Consider the following 16,486-nt stretch of genomic DNA (forward strand, 5'->3'; position numbering starts at 1 on the left):
GGCTTGTCCGTCCTGGGGGCTAGGCTCGGCCCATGAGCTGGCTCCGGGCGCTGAAGGAGACCGCCCGTTCGGGGCTGGAGATCGAGCGGCAGAGACTCGAACCGCTCATCGCTCTGCGCGGAGCGGCCGGTCTCGCCCTCGTCGTCGGCACGAGCCTGGTCATCTTCGGGCCCGAGATCGCGGCGAGTTCGGCGTTCGGCGCCTTCCAGGCGGCCATCGCCACCTTCCAGCGCAGCTGGCGCCCGCGCCCGGTGCTCGCCCTGGTCTCCGGTGCCAGCCTCGCCGTGTCGACGTTCCTCGGCTATGTCACCGCCTCGCAGCCCGTGCTGTTCCTCTGCCTGCTCGGCGCCTGGACGTTCCTCGCCGGTCTGGCCTGGGCGGCGGGCCCGACCGGCGGGATCATCGCCTCGTCCAACGTGGCGATCATGCTGGTGACGATCACCCTGCCCACCTCCGTCGTGGACGCCTCCGCCCACGCGGGGATGATCCTGGTCGGCGGGGTGGTCCAGGCGACCCTGATCGTCCTGTTCCCGGTCCGCAGATGGGGCGCGCAGCGCGACGCGCTCGCCGACGCGCTGGCGGCCGAGGCCGACTACGCCCGGCGGCTGCGCCACGACCCGGTCGCCCCCTTCGACCCGCTGCCCCTGATGACCGCCCGCAGCGCCGCCGCCGTCACCCCGCGCCAGGCCCGCCGCCGCCCCGCCGAACTCCACGGCGCCCGGGGCATCGCGGAACGCCTCCGTCCGGTCCTCGCCTCGCTGGCCGACCCGGCGATGGGCGTGCCCTCCGACGGCCTGGAGCGGGCCTGGGTGAACGAGCTGCTCGGCGCGGCCGGGTCCGTGCTCGACGCCGCCGCACGGGCCGTCCGGTACGGCGAACCCGTCCATCTCTCCGCCACCGACCTGGGCGTCCTGAAGACCCCCGACAACGACGTGATCCTCGTCGGCCCCGCCCTCCGCGCCGCCGACCGGCTCGCCGCCCTGCTCGACGACGTCCTGGAGATCGCGGAAGGCACCGGTACGGAGAGCGGGCTGCCCGACAACCTCGCCCCGGACACCCGGCACCGCCCCACCCTGCTGCGGCTCGTGCCGGTCGTGCTGAAGGCGATGCGCCGGGAGCTGCACCCGGGCTCCCCGATCCTGCGCCACGCGATCCGGGTCGCGGTGGTCGCCGTGGCGGGGTACTTCGTCGGCGCCGCCCTGCCGCTCGGGCACGGTTACTGGGCGCCGATGACCGCCGTCATGGTGATGCGCCCGGAGTTCTCGCAGACGTACGGCCGCTCCGTCGCCCGGTTCTGCGGCACCCTCATCGGCATCGGGCTCGCCACCGCCATCGTGCAGGCCGCCCACCCCGACGCCCGGCTCTCCGCGCTCCTCGCGGTGGTCTGCGCCGGGCTGATGTACCTGCTGATGCGGACCGGCTACGCGGTCGGCCAGGTCTGCGTCTCGGCCTATGTCGTCTTCCTGCTCGGCATGGCGGGCGACGACTGGTCCCAGACCGTCACCGAACGCATCGTGCTCACACTGGTCGGCGGGCTCCTCGCGATGATCTCGTACGCCCTCTACCCGGCCTGGGAGACCCCGCGGCTGCGCAACCGGCTGGCCGAGTGGCTGGTGGCGGACGGGTTGTACGCGGCGACGGTGGTCGACCGGTACGCCGATCCGGCCCACCGCGACCCGGACGAGGTACGGGACGCCCTGATCGCCACCCGGGAGGCCAGGGTCGCCTGGCAGGAGGCGCTGGCGACCGCCCAGCACGAACCCGTACGCCACCGGGGCATCTCCCGCGCCGCCGCCACCGACGCCCAGCACGCCCTGGCCCAGCTCGGCCGGTCCGCGATGGTGCTGGAGGCCCACCTGCCGGCCCGGTCGGCCGACCCGGTGCCCGGCGCCGCCCAACTGGCCGAGGCGCTGCGCCGGGCCACCGAGAAGGGCGCCAAGGCGGTACGGGAGCGGCGGCTGCCCGACTGGCAGCCGGTGGTGGACGCGGTGGCCCACTGGGACATGCCGACGCCCACGGAGGACGGCACCGCGGCGGTCGGTGACCCGGTGGTGCGCCGGGGCGCGGCGTTGCTCCTGGAGGCGCTGGAGGAGTTCACCCGCGCCCTGGACGAGCGCGGCGGTTCCACCCGCGTGAGCAGCACCCTGGCGGAGAGCTGAAGAGACGGGGTCGAAGGGACGGAGCTGAAAGGGCGAGGTCGAAGGGACGGGGCTGAAGGGACGGGCCGGCCCGAGCCCGGGGGCCGGCCCGAGCCCGGGGGGCCGGCCCGAGACCGGCGACGGCACCCCCGGGAGCTCCGGTCAGGACGACGACGGCACTTCAGGCGCCTCGGGGAGTTCCGGAAGCTCCGGCAGGTCCGGCAGGTCGGGCATGTCCGGCGGCGAGGGCAGATCTGTCGGCAGCTTGCCGGCGTCGACCGTCTTGGTCAGGGTGTCCTTGGTCCCGCCCTCCCAGGAGAGGACCAGCTTCTTGTCGTCGTGGGACACGATCGTGCCCGTCGTGCGGTCGGTGGAGCCGCCGGTGCACTCCAGCACGAGCGTCACCTCTCCCGTGTTCTTCACGTCGCCCTGGCAGACGGCCCGCTCGGCGACGAGGGCGACCTTGCCCGAGGTGATGGTGACGGTGACGTACTTGCCGTCCGTCAGCCCCGTCCAGGTGCCGTGCAGCGCCGCCGCGTCCACACCGGCGCCTCCCGGCCCCTGGTCGCCCGGGTCGCCGCCGGGTGTGGCGCTCGACCCGGCGTCCGGGCCGGAGCTCTTGGGCACGTCGTCGTCACTGCCGCACGCGGTCAGCGCCAGCGAGGCGGCCAGAGCGGCGACCGCGACACCTCCGGTGCGTACGAACCTGATCACGTGGAGTTCCCCCTTGCTGTTCTCCGGTCGAAAGACCGCGTCACGTTACCAAGTTTCGTCTCGTCAACTCCGGTGAGGGGGAGAGAAATAGGCGTGCCGTTCGTCTCTCCTCCGGAAGGTTTCCCGAAGGTTTCCGGAACGCCGCGGATCGCTTCCGGCGGGGGAGCGAAAGTCTGTAATCAAAGCAACACCCCGCGTGCACGTGCATCTGCTCATGCATCGGCATATGAACAGAGCTATGATCCGATCTAGTTGACACTTGCACTTTGCAACTCGGGGAGCGTCCTGTGCACCACGTGTACAACGGCATGGCGGCCACAGAGCTTCGCGGAGTCGTCTGGCAGAAGAGCAGGCACAGCAACTCCCAGGGATCCTGCGTGGAGTTCGCGAAACTGCCGGGAGGGGATGTGGCGATGCGCAACTCCCGCCATCCCGACGGGCCCGCGCTCGTCTATACGCCGGCCGAGATCGAGGCGCTGCTGCTCGGCGTCAAGGACGGCGAGTTCGACCACCTGGCGACCGGAGGCTGACACCGACGGGGCCGGGCGGCCCAAAGGTCCCGGGCGGCCCAAAGGTCCCGGGCGGCCCAAAGGTCCCGGGCGGCCCAAAGGTCCCGGGCGGCCCAAAGGTCCCGGGCGACCCAAAGGTCCCGGACGGCCCGAGGTATCCAGACGGCCCAAGGCATCCGGGCGCCCACGCAGCCAGGCGGCCCGAGCGCGCCGTCACGGGCACGACCGGGTGAGGGCCTGTCCGCCGGACACGCCCTGGGCCCGAGCGGTCAGTGTGCACCGCCCGCCCGAGCCGTCCTCACTGTCCGTTCTTCACGCAGTCCGTGAGCCGGAACAGGGCCCAGACCACCTTGCCGTACAACGGCCCCGACGAGAACTCACCGGCCGGCGCGGGTGAGGGGTGCCAGCCCCAGCTGTCGCTGACGCACTCCACCAGGAACAGGCCGCGGCCCGACTCGGCGGAGTCGGCGGCCTCGCCCGCCACCGGGCTCTTCCGGCTGGGGTCGCGCACCGCGCAGACCAGCCGCGAGCTCCACCGCATCAGGTGCAGCCGCACCGGCGGGTCCTGGAACTCCCGGGGCGGGTCGCTCGGCAGCGCGTGGCGCAGGGCGTTGGTGACGAGTTCGGACACCACCAGGGCGACATCGTCGAAACGGTCGCTCAGCTCCCACCGTTCCAGGGTGGACCTGGTGAACTGCCGTGCTCCGCCGACCGCTTCGTAGCGGGCCGGCAAAGCGCAGGAGGCCGATCCGGCGACCCTTGAGGGGTCGGTCGGGGGAAGCCCCTGCCGTAACGGCTCGAGCATCGTCGATCCATTCGTCCCCATACGAGGCACTCCCGGGATTCGCGGCTGTAGCGGCACTGCCTGTAAAGCGGTACTGCGGGGGGTACAGCGGCACAACACGAGCACGCAGGTGCGCAGGGGTCATGCTTCCCAATGCGCAGGGCAGATGCAAGGGCAGATGCACGTGCACGCGCCTGACCTGCCCGATACCGTGGTGATTACGGGGTATTTATTCCGTCGGGCAGTTTCGGAGCTTTCCGGACGTCTTCCCATTTCCGTAATCGAATGAGTACGGGCTGAAGCGTTTTGGTGGCAGAATCCTGGCCTTGGGGTTCCGGGGGTGCCCCTAGTGCCCGGTAGCGATGGGGAGGGTCACGCCAGTGTCGGCAGGCGAGTCGAGTGGATCGGTGGTGCGGCGCATCCTGCTGGGCTCTCAGCTCAGAAGGCTGCGGGAGTCGCGCGGTATCACCCGTGAGGCGGCCGGCTACTCCATCCGGGCCTCCGAATCGAAGATCAGCCGCATGGAGTTGGGACGGGTGAGCTTCAAGGCCAGGGACGTCGAGGATCTGCTCACGCTCTACGGTGTCGCGGACGACGCGGAGCGCGACGCGCTCCTCGGTCTGGCGCGCGAGGCCAATGTGGCGGGCTGGTGGCACAGTTACGGAGATGTGCTGCCCGGCTGGTTCCAGACCTATGTGGGTCTGGAGGGCGCCGCCTCTCTCATCCGTATCTATGAAGTCCAGTTCGTGCACGGTCTGTTGCAGACCGAGGCCTACGCCCATGCCGTGGTCGCCCGCGGAATGCGCGGCGCCTCCGCCGCCGAGATCGACCGCCGGGTCGCGCTGCGCCTGGAGCGCCAGAAGGCGCTCGTGTCCGAGCGGGCGCCGACGTTCCACGCCGTTCTGGACGAAGCCGCGCTGCGTCGCCCGTACGGCGAACGCGAAGTCATGCGCGCGCAATTGCGGCATCTGATCGACATGTCGGAGCAGCCGAACATCACGCTCCAGGTGATGCCCTTCAGTTACGGAGGGCATGCGGGCGAGAGCGGTTCGTTCACCATGCTCCGATTCCCCGAATCCGACCTGTCGGACATTGTCTATTTGGAGCAGCTGACAAGTGCGCTCTATCTGGACAAGGCCGAGGAGGTCGCGCAGTACGAAAAGGCCATGGCGTGCTTGCGCGAGGACAGCCCCGGGCCGGAGGAGAGCCGCGATCTCCTGCGAGGACTCCTTCAACTGACGTGATTAGTCAGTACCATGACGGCAGATCAGGAGTCTGCGAACGCCTGCAGTAAGGGATTGCATGTCCTTCTTCCATGAACTGGCCCACCAGTACATCGATGGCGAGTGGCGCACGGGCAGCGGCTCATGGGACATCATCGATTTCAATCCCTACAACGGTGAGAAACTCGCCGCCGTCACCGTGGCGACCGCTCTGGAGGTCGACCAGGCCTACCGGGCGGCCGAGCGGGCGCAGCAGGAGTGGGCCGCCACCAATCCGTACGAGCGGCGGGCCGTTCTGGAGCGGGCCCTGCGCATCACCGGGGAGCGCACCGGAGAGATCGTCGAGGCGGTCATCGACGAGTTGGGCGGCACCCGGCTGCGGGCCGAGTACGAGGTGCGCGGCGCGACGGAGGTCCTGCGCGAGGCGATCCGCCAGTCGCTGCGTCCCACAGGCCGCCTGCTGCCCTCGGTCTCCGACGGCCGGGAGAACCGCCTGTACCGACTCCCCGTCGGCGTCATAGGGGTGATCAGCGCCTTCAACTTCCCCTTCCTGGTGGCGATGAAGTCGGTCGCGCCCGCGCTGGCGCTCGGCAACGCGGTCGTCGTCAAGCCCCACCAGAGCGCCCCCATCGTGGGTGGCGGACTGATCGCGAAGATCTTCGAGGACGCCGGGCTGCCGGCCGGACTGCTCAACGTCCTGGTCACCGACAGCGCCGAGATCGGCGACGCGTTCATCGAGCACCCCGTGCCCAAGGTGATCTCGTTCAGCGGCTCCGACCGGGTCGGCCGCCACATAGCCGCGACGGCGGCCGGGTTCTTCAAGCGGACCATCCTCGAACTGAGCGGCAACAGCGCGCTGGTGGTGCTGGAGGACGCCGACATCGACTACGCGGTCCGGGCGGCGGTCTTCAGCCGCTTCCTCTACCAGGGCCAGGTCAGCATGGCGGCCAACCGCATCCTGGTGGACCGTTCGGTGGCCGCGGAGTTCACCGGGCGCTTCACCGCCGAGGTGGCCGCCCTGAAGGCCGGGGACCCGCGGGACCCGGAGACCCGGATCGGCCCGGTCGTCAACGCCTTCCAGGCCGACGCCCTGACCGCCCTGGTCGACCGCGCGGTCGCGGGCGGTGCGACGGCGCTCGTACGGGGCCGGACCCGCGGCAACGTCGTGGAACCGACCGTCCTGACGGACCTGCCGGAGGACTCCCCGCTGCTGGCACAGGAGATCCTCGGCCCGGTGGCCCTGCTCATGCCGTTCGACGGCGAGGACGACGCCGTACGGATCGTCAACGACAGCCCCTACGGGCTCAGCGGCGCCGTGCACACGGGCGACGCCGAGCGCGGGGTGCGGTTCGCGCAGCGGATCGTCAGCGGGATGTTCCACGTCAACGACTCCACCGTCCAGGACGACCCGCTGGTGGCGTTCGGCGGCGAGAAGACGTCCGGCGTGGGGCGGCTGAACGGCGAGGCGGTCGTGGAGGCGTTCACGACGCAGAAGTGGCTGTCGATCCAGCACGGGCGCTCGGTCTTCCCGTTCTGATCCCGGCTTCCCGTTCTGATCCCGGTCGGACCTCCTGGCCCGAGGCCGACCGACCGGTTCACCCGCGCCGCCCGCTGACCGCCTGCTTCGCGGTCCGGGCGCTCCCCCTGCTCGCGCTGCCCTGGTGTTCCCCTCCGGGGCATCGGCCCCGTCGTCGTCGGCGGGGCCGACGCCGCCCACCGGCCGGCCGCAGCCGTACGGGATATCCTAGTCAAAGTTGAATAGGACGATCCGGAAGATCCGGAGGGGCCGGAGGCGGAAGCTCCGGGAAAGGGATGGGTGCCATGTCCGTGATCCGGCTGCTGGTCCTCGGCGCCGTGCGCATGCACGGCCGGGCGCACGGCTACCAGGTCCGCAACGACCTGGAGTTCTGGGGCGCGCACGAGTGGTCCAACGCCAAGCCCGGGTCGATCTACCACGCCCTGAAGCAGATGGCGAAGCAGGGACTGCTCCTCGCGCACGAGACGGCCCCCTCCACGGCCGGCGGCCCGCCGCGTACCGAGTACGAGGTCACGGAGGAGGGGTTCGAGGAGTACCGCACCCTGCTGCGCGACGCCATCCGCTCCTTCGACCAGAACCTCGACGTCCTCTCGGCGGCGGTCGGGCTCATCGTCGACCTGCCCCGCGAGGAGGCGGTCGCGCTGCTCAAGGAGCGGGTCGAGGGCATGAAGGAGTGGCGGGACTCGGTCACCGCGTACTACACGCCCGAGGAGGGGCCCGAATCCCTCGGCCACATCGGCGAGATCATGAACCTGTGGGTGCACTCGGCCGACGCGGGCGCGGAGTGGACCCGGGGGCTGATCGAGCGGATCGAGGGCGGCGCCTACACCTTCGCCGGGGAGGGCGCACCGTTCGTCGGGGTGCTCGCCGAGGGCGAGGAGAACCCCTACGCGACCGGGGTCCCCGCGCCCGGGGACGACGACTGACCGCGCCGGAGCGAACCCACTAATCAAGTTTGACGAATGCCGGATCCTGGTCTACCTTCGAGCCGCTAGTCAAGTTTGACTACAGAAGGGTGGCGGGGAACGTGGCCGAGGCGATCGTCCTGGACGGCGTGCACAAGAGGTACGGGGAGAAACACGCGCTCCACGGGCTGGACCTCACGGTCGGAAGCGGCACCGTCCACGCGGTGCTCGGCCCCAACGGGGCGGGCAAGACCACCGCCGTACGGATCATGTCGACGCTGCTGCGCCCCGACGCGGGCCGGGTCACCGTGGCCGGGCTGGACGTGCGGGACCGGGCGTCCGACGTCCGGCGCAGGATCGGGCTGCTCGGGCAGCACGCGGCGGTTGACGAGCAGCTCGGCGGGCGGCAGAACCTGGAGATGTTCGGGCGCCTGTACCACCTGGGCGCACGCCGGGCGGGCAGCCGGGCCGACGAACTCCTGGAGCGGTTCGGGCTCGCGGAGACCGGGCGCAAGGCCGTCAAGCAGTACAGCGGCGGCATGCGCAGACGGCTCGACCTGGCCGCCTCGCTGATCACCGAACCGGCCGTCCTCTTCCTGGACGAGCCCACCACCGGCCTGGACCCGCGCGGCCGGGCCGAGGTCTGGGACGCGGTCCGGTCCCTGGTCGGCGGCGGCACCACCGTCCTGCTGACCACGCAGTATCTGGAGGAGGCGGACCAGCTGGCCGACCGCGTCTCCCTCATCGACGAGGGGAAGGCCGCCGCCGAGGGCACCCCCGACCAGCTCAAGGCGCTCGTCGGGGGCGACCGGATCGACATCGTCCTGCGCGACGCGGCCCGGCTGGCGGAGGCGGCCACGCTGCTCGGCGCCGAGGACCCGGCGCTCGACCCGGACCGCCGGCTGATCAGCGCCCCCGCACCGGACCGGATGGCGGCCCTGACGGGGGCGGTCCGGGCGCTCGGGGAGGCGGGCATCGAGGCGGAGGACATCGCGGTGCGCCGCCCGACGCTGGACGAGGTGTTCCTGTCGCTGACCGGGCGGCAGGCCGACGAACGGGCGGTACGCGAGACGGAGGCGGCGGCATGAGCGCGACGGCAGCGACGACGGCAGCGACGACAACCGGACAGGCGGGCCCCGGACAGGCGGGCCCCGGACAGGCGGGCCCGGGACAGGGCGCCCCCGGAGAGGACACCGGCTTCTCCCGGCTCGGCTGGGCGCTGGCCGACTCCTGGACGATGACCCGCCGCGAGCTCGCCCACTGGGCCCGGCAGCCCGTGGAGGTGCTCGTCGGGCTGGTCTTCCCGGTGATGCTGCTCCTGATGTTCACCTATCTGGTCGGCGGCGGCCGGGGCGTGGACGGCGACCCCACCGAGTTCCTGGTCCCCGGAATGCTCGCGCTGACCATGGCCTTCGGCCTGGAGAGCACGATGCTCGCGGTCACCCAGGACCTCGGCAAGGGCGTCGTCGACCGGTTCCGCTCCCTGCCGATGGTCCCGGGCGCGTTCCTGGTCGGCCGCAGCGCCGCCGACATGCTCCAGTCGACGGCCGGGCTCGCGGTGATGGGCGCGGTGGGTTACGCGGTCGGCTGGCGCTGGCACGAGGGGGCGGCCTCCGCGCTCGGCGCGGTGGGACTGCTGCTCCTGCTGCGGTTCGCGATGCTCTGGGTCGGCATCCACCTGGCCATGGTGGCGGGGCGGCCGGAGCTGGTGCAGGCGGTCCAGATCCTGGTCTGGCCGGTCGGCTTCCTCTCCAACGTGTTCGCCACCCCGGAGTCGATGCCGGGCTGGCTGGGCGCGGTGGTCGAGTGGAACCCGATGTCCGCCACGGCCACCGCCGTACGGGAGCTGTTCGGCAACCCGGGCGGCTCCACCGGCTCCTGGGCCGCCGAGAACGCCCAACTCCTGGCCGTCGCCTGGCCGGTGGCCATCATCGCGGTGTTCTTCCCGCTGGCGGTACGGAAGTTCGCCCGGCTCAGTAAGTGAGACCTCAGTGGTGGAAGGCCGTCGCGGCCGCCCGATCGTGGCTCAACGGGTGCCGCTGTGCCCGGAGTTCGGGGAGCAGTAGCTTGAGGTCCTCGATCAGCAGGGCGGCCAGGTCGGAGGAGAACCCGTTGCGGCACACCACCCGCAGCACCGACAGGTCCTGCCGGTTGGCCGGGAAGGTGTAGGCGGGGACCAGCCAGCCGCGTTCGCGCAGCCGGCGGGAGACGTCGAACACGTCGTACGCGTGGACGTCCGGGTTCGTCGTGAAGGCGAAGACCGGCAGCTCGTCGCCCCGGGTGAGCAGCCGGAAGTCCCCCAACTCCTCCACCGCCCCGGCCAGTCCGCGGGCCACGTCCCGGGAGGCCTGCTGGACGGCCCGGTAGCCGTCGTGCCCGAGGCGCAGGAACGTGTAGTACTGCGCGACCACCTGCGCCCCGGGCCGGGAGAAGTTCAGCGCGAAGGTCGGCATGTCGCCGCCCAGGTAGTTGACCCGGAAGACCAGCTCCTCCGGCAGCTCGTCCGCCGTACGCCACAGCGCCCAGCCGACCCCCGGGTAGACCAGCCCGTACTTGTGGCCCGAGGTGTTGATGGAGGACACCCTCGGCAGCCGGAAGTCCCACTCCAGCTCCGGATCGAGGAAGGGCGCCACCATCGCCCCGGACGCCCCGTCGACGTGGACGGGGATGTCGAGGCCGGTGCGTTCCTGGAGGGCGTCCAGGGCGGCACAGAGGTCCGCGACGGGCTCGTAGGAGCCGTCGAAGGTGGAGCCGAGGATGCCGACGACCCCGATCGTGTTCTCGTCGCAGAGCTCGGCGGCGGCCTGCGGGTCGAGATGGAAGCGCTCGCCATCCATCGGGACCTGCCGGGCCTCCACCTCCCAGAAGGCGCAGAACTTCTCCCAGCAGACCTGCACGTTGACGCCCATCACCAGGTTGGGCCGGGCGGTCGCCGGATAGCGGTCCGCGTTCCGCTTGGCCCAGCGGCGCTTGAGGGCGAGCCCGGCCAGCATGCACGCCTCGCTCGACCCGGTGGTCGAACACCCCACGGCGGTCGCCGGATCGGGGGCGTTCCACAGGTCGGCGAGCATCGCCACGCACCGCCGCTCCAGCTCGGCGGTGCGTGGGTACTCGTCCTTGTCGATCATGTTCTTGTCCCGGCACTCACCCATCAGCACCCCGGCCTGCGGCTCCATCCAGGTGGTGACGAAGGTGGCCAGGTTGAGCCGGGAGTTGCCGTCGAGCATCAGCTCGTCATGGACCAGCCGGTACGCCGTCGACGGCGGCAGCGGCCCGTCCGGCAGCCGGTGCCGGGGCGGGGCGGTGTTCATCGCCGCCGCCGGGTCGGCCTCGCCGTAGAAGGGGTTGAGGGCGAGCCTGCGCCGCTCCTCGGAGTGTTCGTCCCGCTGCGGGTGGGCGCCTCGGTGGAGCGGCATGGGGGAGTCCTCTTCCTCGGCTCTGGGGTTCCTCGGTTCCGGTTTGCTGGGCTCCGGGCTCCGGGCTCTGGGCTCTGGGCTCCTCGGCTCCGGCTCCGGCTTCCCCGGTTCCGGTTCCTCGGCTCCCGGCTTCTGAGCCCTCGGCTTCTCAGGCCGCGGCTTCTCAGCCCTTCGGCTTCTCAGCCCTTCGCCCTCTCAGCCCTCGGCGGCGAGCCCCGCCTTCAGCGCCCGGGTGAACTTCACGACGCGCTCGGCCTGCACCCGGGCGGCGGTCAGCGTCTCCTCGCCGACCGGGATGTCGCCCTGCCCGGACACGTGCGAGGTGCCGTACGGATTGCCGTCGACGAACTTCGACGGATCGGTGTAGCCGGGGGCGACGAGGATGCCGCCGAAGTGGTGGATCGTGTTGTAGAGCGCGAGCAGCGTGGACTCCTGGCCGCCGTGGGCGGTGGAGCTGGCGGTGAAGCCGCTGTAGACCTTGTCGGCCAGCTGCCCGGACTGCCAGAGGCCGCCGAGCGTGTCGATGAACTGCTTGAGCTGCGCGGTGATGTTCCCGTACCGGGTCGGCGAACCGAAGATCACCGCGTCAGCCCAGACCATGTCGTCCGGCGAGACCTCGGGGATGGCGGCGGTCGCCTGGGCGTTGGCGGCCCACGCCGGGTTGGAGTCGATGGCCTCCTGCGGGGCGAGCTCGGCCGCCCGGCGCAGCCGTACCTGGGCTCCGGCCCGCTCCGCGTCCTCGGCGATGGCCTGGGCGATCGTGGCGATCGTGCCGGTGGACGAGTAGTAGATGACGGCGACGTTGACGGGCGTGGACATGCGGGAACCTCCGTCGGGACAGCATCAGTGCGAAACGGTACGCAACGGTACGAAGCTCACGATACGGATATCCGCCGCACCCGGCGCGCCGGGCGGGCCCGCCCCCGTATCCGGAACCGTCTCCCCGTACCGGAACCGGCTCCGTACCCGACCGGAACCGGCTCCGTACCCGCCCCCGTACGTCACCGCCTCACCGCCGTACCGGCTCACCGCAGCGCCTTGCCCTCCCCGTCCAGCTGCATCTGGTCCCGCCCGGTCACCAGCAGCCAGGCGGGCAGGGCCGCCGCGCACAGCATCGGCAGTACGGAGGCGTCGCCGGCCAGCACCGCCGCCGTGAACAGGCTCACCCAGCCCTGCCGGGTGACGGCGAGCAGCACGCCCAGCACCGCGCAGGAGACCGCGAGCGCCGGCGGCACGGCGTCGACCAGGGCGTGGGCGCAGAGCCCGAGGGCCACCCCCGCGAAGACCGCCGGGAAGATCCGCCCGCCCCGGAAGCCGCAGGCCGCCGCGATCACCAGGGCGGCCACCTTCACCACCGCCATCCCCGCGAACGCCCCGGCCGACCAGCCGTCCGGGTCCCCGGCGATCTCCTTCACCTCGTCCAGCCCCTTGAAGAGGGTCAGATGGCCGCCCAGCGCCCCGAGCAGCCCCAGCAGCAGCCCGCCGAGGGTCAGGGCGAGCGCCGGGTACCGCAGCGCGCGGAAGGCCCGGTGCGCCCACGGGAACGCGTACACCGCGAGCATGCCCAGGAGCGCGCCCGCCGAGGCGGTCAGGAGGGCGGAGAGCAGGTCGCCCCAGTGCGGTCCGGAGTACGCGGGGAGGGAGAGGTCGAAGCTGGGGTGCGCGAGCAGCGTCATGGTCAGCGCCCCCGCCGTACCGGCCGCGAGCGGGGCGAACAGCCGGTCCCAGAAGGCACCGGGCCCCGGCTGCGAGGCCAGCGTCTCGGAGAGGATCAGTGCGGCGGCGATCGGGGTGCCGAACAGGGCGCCGATCGTCCCGGCGGCGGCGAGCGCCACCCACAGCTCGGCCGGTGCGCCGGGTGCGGCCCGCCGGCCGAGCCAGTAGGCGAGCGCGACGTTGGCGGCGGTGATCGGGTTCTCCGGCCCGAGGCTCACCCCGCCCGCCAGCGCCAGCACGGTCACCAGGAGCAGCCCGGGGACGATGCCGGGGCGCATGGGGGCGTCGACGAGGCCGGTGGTGGCCGGGTCGGGCCCGCCGTGACCGGGCACGGCCCGCAGGACCAGGCCCACCGCGAGACCGGTCGCGGTGAGCATGACGATCATCCAGAGGGAGGAGAACCGGCCGACGCCGAGCGCGTCGGGCAGCGCCTCCCAGAGCACGTCCTGGAGCCGCTCCGCCAGGAGGCTGACCCCGAGCAGGACCAGCGCGCAGGCCACGCCGACGACGATCGCGGGCAGCACGAGCGGCAGGAGCCGCCGGGCGGGAGCGGGGGCGGGGTGCGGGGGAGCGGGCGACGGGGGCGTGGAGGATTCGGGGGCCACCGGGTCACCATAAGGTGATGAACAGGGCATACCGCCCCCGTTGCGCGCATGGCCGACCCCGCGTCACATCCGGCCGATCATCCGTCGGCCCGGTTTGTGGGATGCGTCATTCTTGCTGTGCGCCACTGGAACCAAGGGTGTTCATCGGGCGTTGATAGCTTGGGGTCGCCTGACAGAGCCCCCGTCGCACACTTCATCCTGGAGCCCGGACCCTTGAATACGCTTGCGCTCGGCCCGAGCTGGCTGGACCCGGACTATCTGCTCAACACGTTCGGCCTCCCCGGCCTCCTCCTCATCGTCTTCGCCGAGTCCGGACTCCTGATCGGCTTCTTCCTGCCCGGTGACTCCCTGCTGTTCACCACGGGTCTGCTGGTGACCACGGGACAGCTGAAGTACCCGCTCTGGCTCGTCTGCACCCTGATCGCGGTCGCCGCGATCGTCGGCGACCAGGTGGGCTATCTCTTCGGCCGGAAGGTCGGCCCCGCCCTCTTCAAGCGCCCCGACTCCCGTCTCTTCAAGCAGGAGAACGTGGAGAAGGCCCACGAGTTCTTCGAGAAGCACGGGCCGAAGTCGCTGGTGCTGGCGCGGTTCGTGCCCATCGTGCGGACGTTCACGCCGATCATCGCGGGCGTCAGCCGGATGAACTACCGCTCCTTCATCACGTACAACATCGTCGGCGCGCTGCTCTGGGGCGTGGGCGTCACCGTGCTCGGCGCCATGCTCGGCAAGATCGACTTCGTGCACCAGCACATCGAGATGATCCTCATCCTGATCGTGCTGATCTCCGTGGTGCCGATCGTGGTCGAGGTCCTGAGGGCCCGCAGCCAGGGCAAGAAGGCCGCGGCCGCCGCGGCGGACGGCACCCCCGACGGCCCCCCGCCGGGCCCGACCCCCGGCCAGCGCGGCCGCCACGCCAAGCGCTGACCCCTTCCCGTACGTCCGCGTACGCCAGGCGCTGACCCCCTCCCGTACGTCCGCGTACGCCAGGCACTGGCCCAGCCCCGCGCGTACGCGCACGTCAAGGGCTGACCCAGCCCCGTACGTACGCATACGGAAAGCGCCCCTCCCCGGACCTCGAGCCCGCGGGAGAGGCGCTTTCCGTATGCCCCGGTCAGAACCCCCGGGTCCGCTTCGCCGCCCGGCGGTTCGCCCCGCCGACCGCGCCCGGCACCCCCATGAACAGCCGCGAGATCTCGCTCCCCAGGTTCACCCCGATCGCGATGGCCAGCGCCGTCGCGACCGCCGTCGACAGCGAGGTCAGCCCTCGGGTCACGTCGTTCTGGGCCACGCCCAGCAGACCGAAGTACGTCGCCGAACCGGGTAGCAGCGGACCGATCGCCGCCGTGATGTACGGCAGCGAGGAGGTGAACCGGTAGCGCGAGAACAACTGGCCGAACAGGCCCACCAGGCCGGCCGCCACCGCCGTCGCCGCGACCGGAGAGATGCCCCCGGTCCGGGCCATCGCCCCGAAGATGATCCACGCGACACCGCCGTTGATGGTGACCGCCAGCACGGTGGAGCGCTCCTGCTGGAGCAGGACCGCGAAGGCCAGGCTCAGCGCCATCGACGCCAGGATCTGGAGCACCGGCCGGTCGTTGGGCAGGAACCGCGCCTCGGGGTTGAGCGCGGCCCCCAGCTGGACGCCCAGGTAGAGGACGATCAGCACGCCCGCGACGATCCCGATGAAGAAGTACATGACCTCCAGCAGGCGGGCGGAGGCGGTGATGTAGTAGCCGGTCAGCCCGTCCTGCACCCCGGCCACCAGCGCCCGCCCCGGCAGCAGCGCGAACAGCCCACCGGTGATCACCGCGGACGGGCGGATGTCCGTCGAATGGGTCAGCGTCAGCGCCACCCCCATCGCGGCGGGCGGCATCGCGGCCACCGTGAACTGGTAGAACTCCGGCAGCCCGCGCCCGGCGCACAGCCACGCCAGCCGGTCGCCGAGCATCGCGCCCGCCGCCGCCACGAGGAAGACCAGCACCCCACCGCCGACCAGCACGGAGGCCGAACCGGCAAGCAGCCCGGCCGCCGCCGTCAGCACCCAGCCCGGATACGGGTGGCGGTTACGGCGGATCTCCGCGAGCCGCCGGTAGGCCTCCTCCAGCGACACCTCGGCGTCCGTGCTCGTGATGTCGTCGACCAGCCGGAACACGGCCGCCAGCCGGGTGTAGTCGGTGCCCCGGCGGCGTACCGTACGGCTCGCCGTCACCGGGTCGTCGACCAGCGAGGGCTGGTGCGAGATGGACAGCAGCGTGAAGGTGACCGTCGGCTCGCTGCGGTCCAGGCCGTACGAGCGCGTCACCGCGAACATCGCCGCCTCGACGTCCTCGGCGCCCTCGCCGCCCGCCAGCAGCAGCTCCCCGATACGCAGCGTCAGGTCGAGCACGCGCGGGACGGCCGGACCCGTCTCGTCATCGGTGCGCTGGACGGTCTCCGGGGCCGGGCGCTCGGTCACCGGCATCCGGAGCATCGTGCGCATCCGGTCCTGCCAGGGCGCCTCCTTGGTCAGCCTGACCATCGGAATGCCCTGCGCCGGGGTGAACGCGGGCGGCGCCTGCTGGGCGTTGTACGTGCTCGGCGGGGTGAAAGCGGAACTCAGCGTGTCCGAGTTCGGGCCGCCCGTGGAACCGCCGCCGGACCCCGGCGAACCACTCGGTTCGGGGTGCACACCGCTCGGCAGGGCGAACTCCGACGTCGGATGGTCCTCCTCGGGCGGCGACGCCGGCTGACTCGTCCCGGCAGGCGGCGAGAAAGCGCTCCGTGCCTCGTCGGACTGGGGCTTCTGGTCCTCCGGACCGCCCGATTCCGCCACCACTCGACCTCGTTCCTCCTCGGCTACCACTCCCGGGCGCTCGTCTGCCCAGTATGGGCACCGGCATGGGCCCCGCACGCGCGGGAGTCGCGGACAGCGAAACGGGCGGCACACCCGTGAAGGTGTA

General features: G+C 71.7%; 14 protein-coding genes. 8 read left to right on the forward strand and 6 right to left on the reverse strand.

The window, feature by feature from the left end:
• Positions 1–32 precede the first annotated feature (32 nt).
• Complete coding sequence (locus tag AB0917_RS04945) at positions 33–2,159, forward strand: FUSC family protein (protein ID WP_366818050.1); 2,127 nt, start codon at positions 33–35, stop codon at positions 2,157–2,159.
• Between the two features lie 141 nt (positions 2,160–2,300).
• Here the strand turns inward: AB0917_RS04945 and AB0917_RS04950 are convergent, their stop codons facing one another.
• Entirely contained in the window at positions 2,301–2,852 is a 552-nt protein-coding gene (locus tag AB0917_RS04950) for a hypothetical protein (RefSeq protein ID WP_366818051.1), read from the reverse strand.
• A gap of 287 nt (positions 2,853–3,139) precedes the next feature.
• Between AB0917_RS04950 and AB0917_RS04955 the strand changes: the two genes are divergently transcribed.
• Positions 3,140–3,382: a DUF397 domain-containing protein gene (locus AB0917_RS04955; RefSeq protein ID WP_084747163.1), complete on the forward strand. Its 243-nt coding sequence runs from the start codon at positions 3,140–3,142 to the stop codon at positions 3,380–3,382.
• Between the two features lie 277 nt (positions 3,383–3,659).
• Here the strand turns inward: AB0917_RS04955 and AB0917_RS04960 are convergent, their stop codons facing one another.
• On the reverse strand, positions 3,660–4,166 hold the full coding sequence (locus AB0917_RS04960) for an ATP-binding protein (RefSeq protein WP_366818052.1): 507 nt from the start codon (positions 4,164–4,166) through the stop codon (positions 3,660–3,662).
• A 341-nt stretch (positions 4,167–4,507) separates the two neighbouring features.
• On the opposite strand from AB0917_RS04960, the gene AB0917_RS04965 reads away from it, so the two are divergent.
• From AB0917_RS04965 to AB0917_RS04985, 5 genes are all read left to right on the forward strand, one after another.
• A complete protein-coding gene (locus AB0917_RS04965) occupies positions 4,508–5,389 on the forward strand; it encodes a helix-turn-helix transcriptional regulator (protein ID WP_366818053.1) in 882 nt (293 codons plus the stop codon).
• A gap of 58 nt (positions 5,390–5,447) precedes the next feature.
• A complete protein-coding gene (locus AB0917_RS04970; protein ID WP_366818054.1) occupies positions 5,448–6,905 on the forward strand; it encodes an aldehyde dehydrogenase family protein in 1,458 nt (485 codons plus the stop codon).
• Between the two features lie 284 nt (positions 6,906–7,189).
• Positions 7,190–7,831 carry a PadR family transcriptional regulator gene (locus AB0917_RS04975; protein ID WP_366818055.1) on the forward strand — a complete coding sequence of 214 codons (642 nt, stop codon included), beginning with the start codon at positions 7,190–7,192 and terminating at the stop codon, positions 7,829–7,831.
• 101 nt (positions 7,832–7,932) lie between these two features.
• Positions 7,933–8,898 carry an ATP-binding cassette domain-containing protein gene (locus tag AB0917_RS04980; protein ID WP_366818056.1) on the forward strand — a complete coding sequence of 322 codons (966 nt, stop codon included), beginning with the start codon at positions 7,933–7,935 and terminating at the stop codon, positions 8,896–8,898.
• A 149-nt stretch (positions 8,899–9,047) separates the two neighbouring features.
• Positions 9,048–9,794, forward strand: a complete 747-nt coding sequence (locus tag AB0917_RS04985; RefSeq protein WP_366818107.1) for an ABC transporter permease — start codon at positions 9,048–9,050, stop codon at positions 9,792–9,794.
• Positions 9,795–9,798: 4 nt separating this feature from the next.
• Here the strand turns inward: AB0917_RS04985 and AB0917_RS04990 are convergent, their stop codons facing one another.
• The 3 genes from AB0917_RS04990 to AB0917_RS05000 all read right to left on the reverse strand — a co-directional run bounded on the left by AB0917_RS04990 (position 9,799) and on the right by AB0917_RS05000 (position 13,547).
• Positions 9,799–11,226, reverse strand: a complete 1,428-nt coding sequence (locus AB0917_RS04990; RefSeq protein WP_366818057.1) for a glutamate decarboxylase — start codon at positions 11,224–11,226, stop codon at positions 9,799–9,801.
• 195 nt (positions 11,227–11,421) lie between these two features.
• Positions 11,422–12,045, reverse strand: a complete 624-nt coding sequence (gene wrbA, locus AB0917_RS04995) for an NAD(P)H:quinone oxidoreductase (protein WP_366818058.1) — start codon at positions 12,043–12,045, stop codon at positions 11,422–11,424.
• Positions 12,046–12,251: 206 nt separating this feature from the next.
• Entirely contained in the window at positions 12,252–13,547 is a 1,296-nt protein-coding gene (locus AB0917_RS05000; protein ID WP_366818059.1) for an ion channel protein, read from the reverse strand.
• Between the two features lie 213 nt (positions 13,548–13,760).
• On the opposite strand from AB0917_RS05000, the gene AB0917_RS05005 reads away from it, so the two are divergent.
• The gene (locus AB0917_RS05005; protein WP_366818060.1) at positions 13,761–14,471 is read left to right on the forward strand and encodes a VTT domain-containing protein; all 711 of its coding nucleotides are present in this window, start codon (positions 13,761–13,763) and stop codon (positions 14,469–14,471) included.
• 187 nt (positions 14,472–14,658) lie between these two features.
• On the opposite strand, the gene AB0917_RS05010 is transcribed toward AB0917_RS05005, so the two are convergent.
• Positions 14,659–16,362 (reverse strand): threonine/serine exporter family protein, encoded by a 1,704-nt coding sequence (locus AB0917_RS05010; protein WP_366818061.1) that lies wholly within the window; start codon positions 16,360–16,362, stop codon positions 14,659–14,661.
• Between the last annotated feature and the right edge of the window lie 124 nt (positions 16,363–16,486).

Origin of the sequence: Streptomyces sp. NPDC007346 (genome assembly GCF_040703535.1) — a bacterium.
GTDB lineage: Bacteria > Actinomycetota > Actinomycetes > Streptomycetales > Streptomycetaceae > Streptomyces.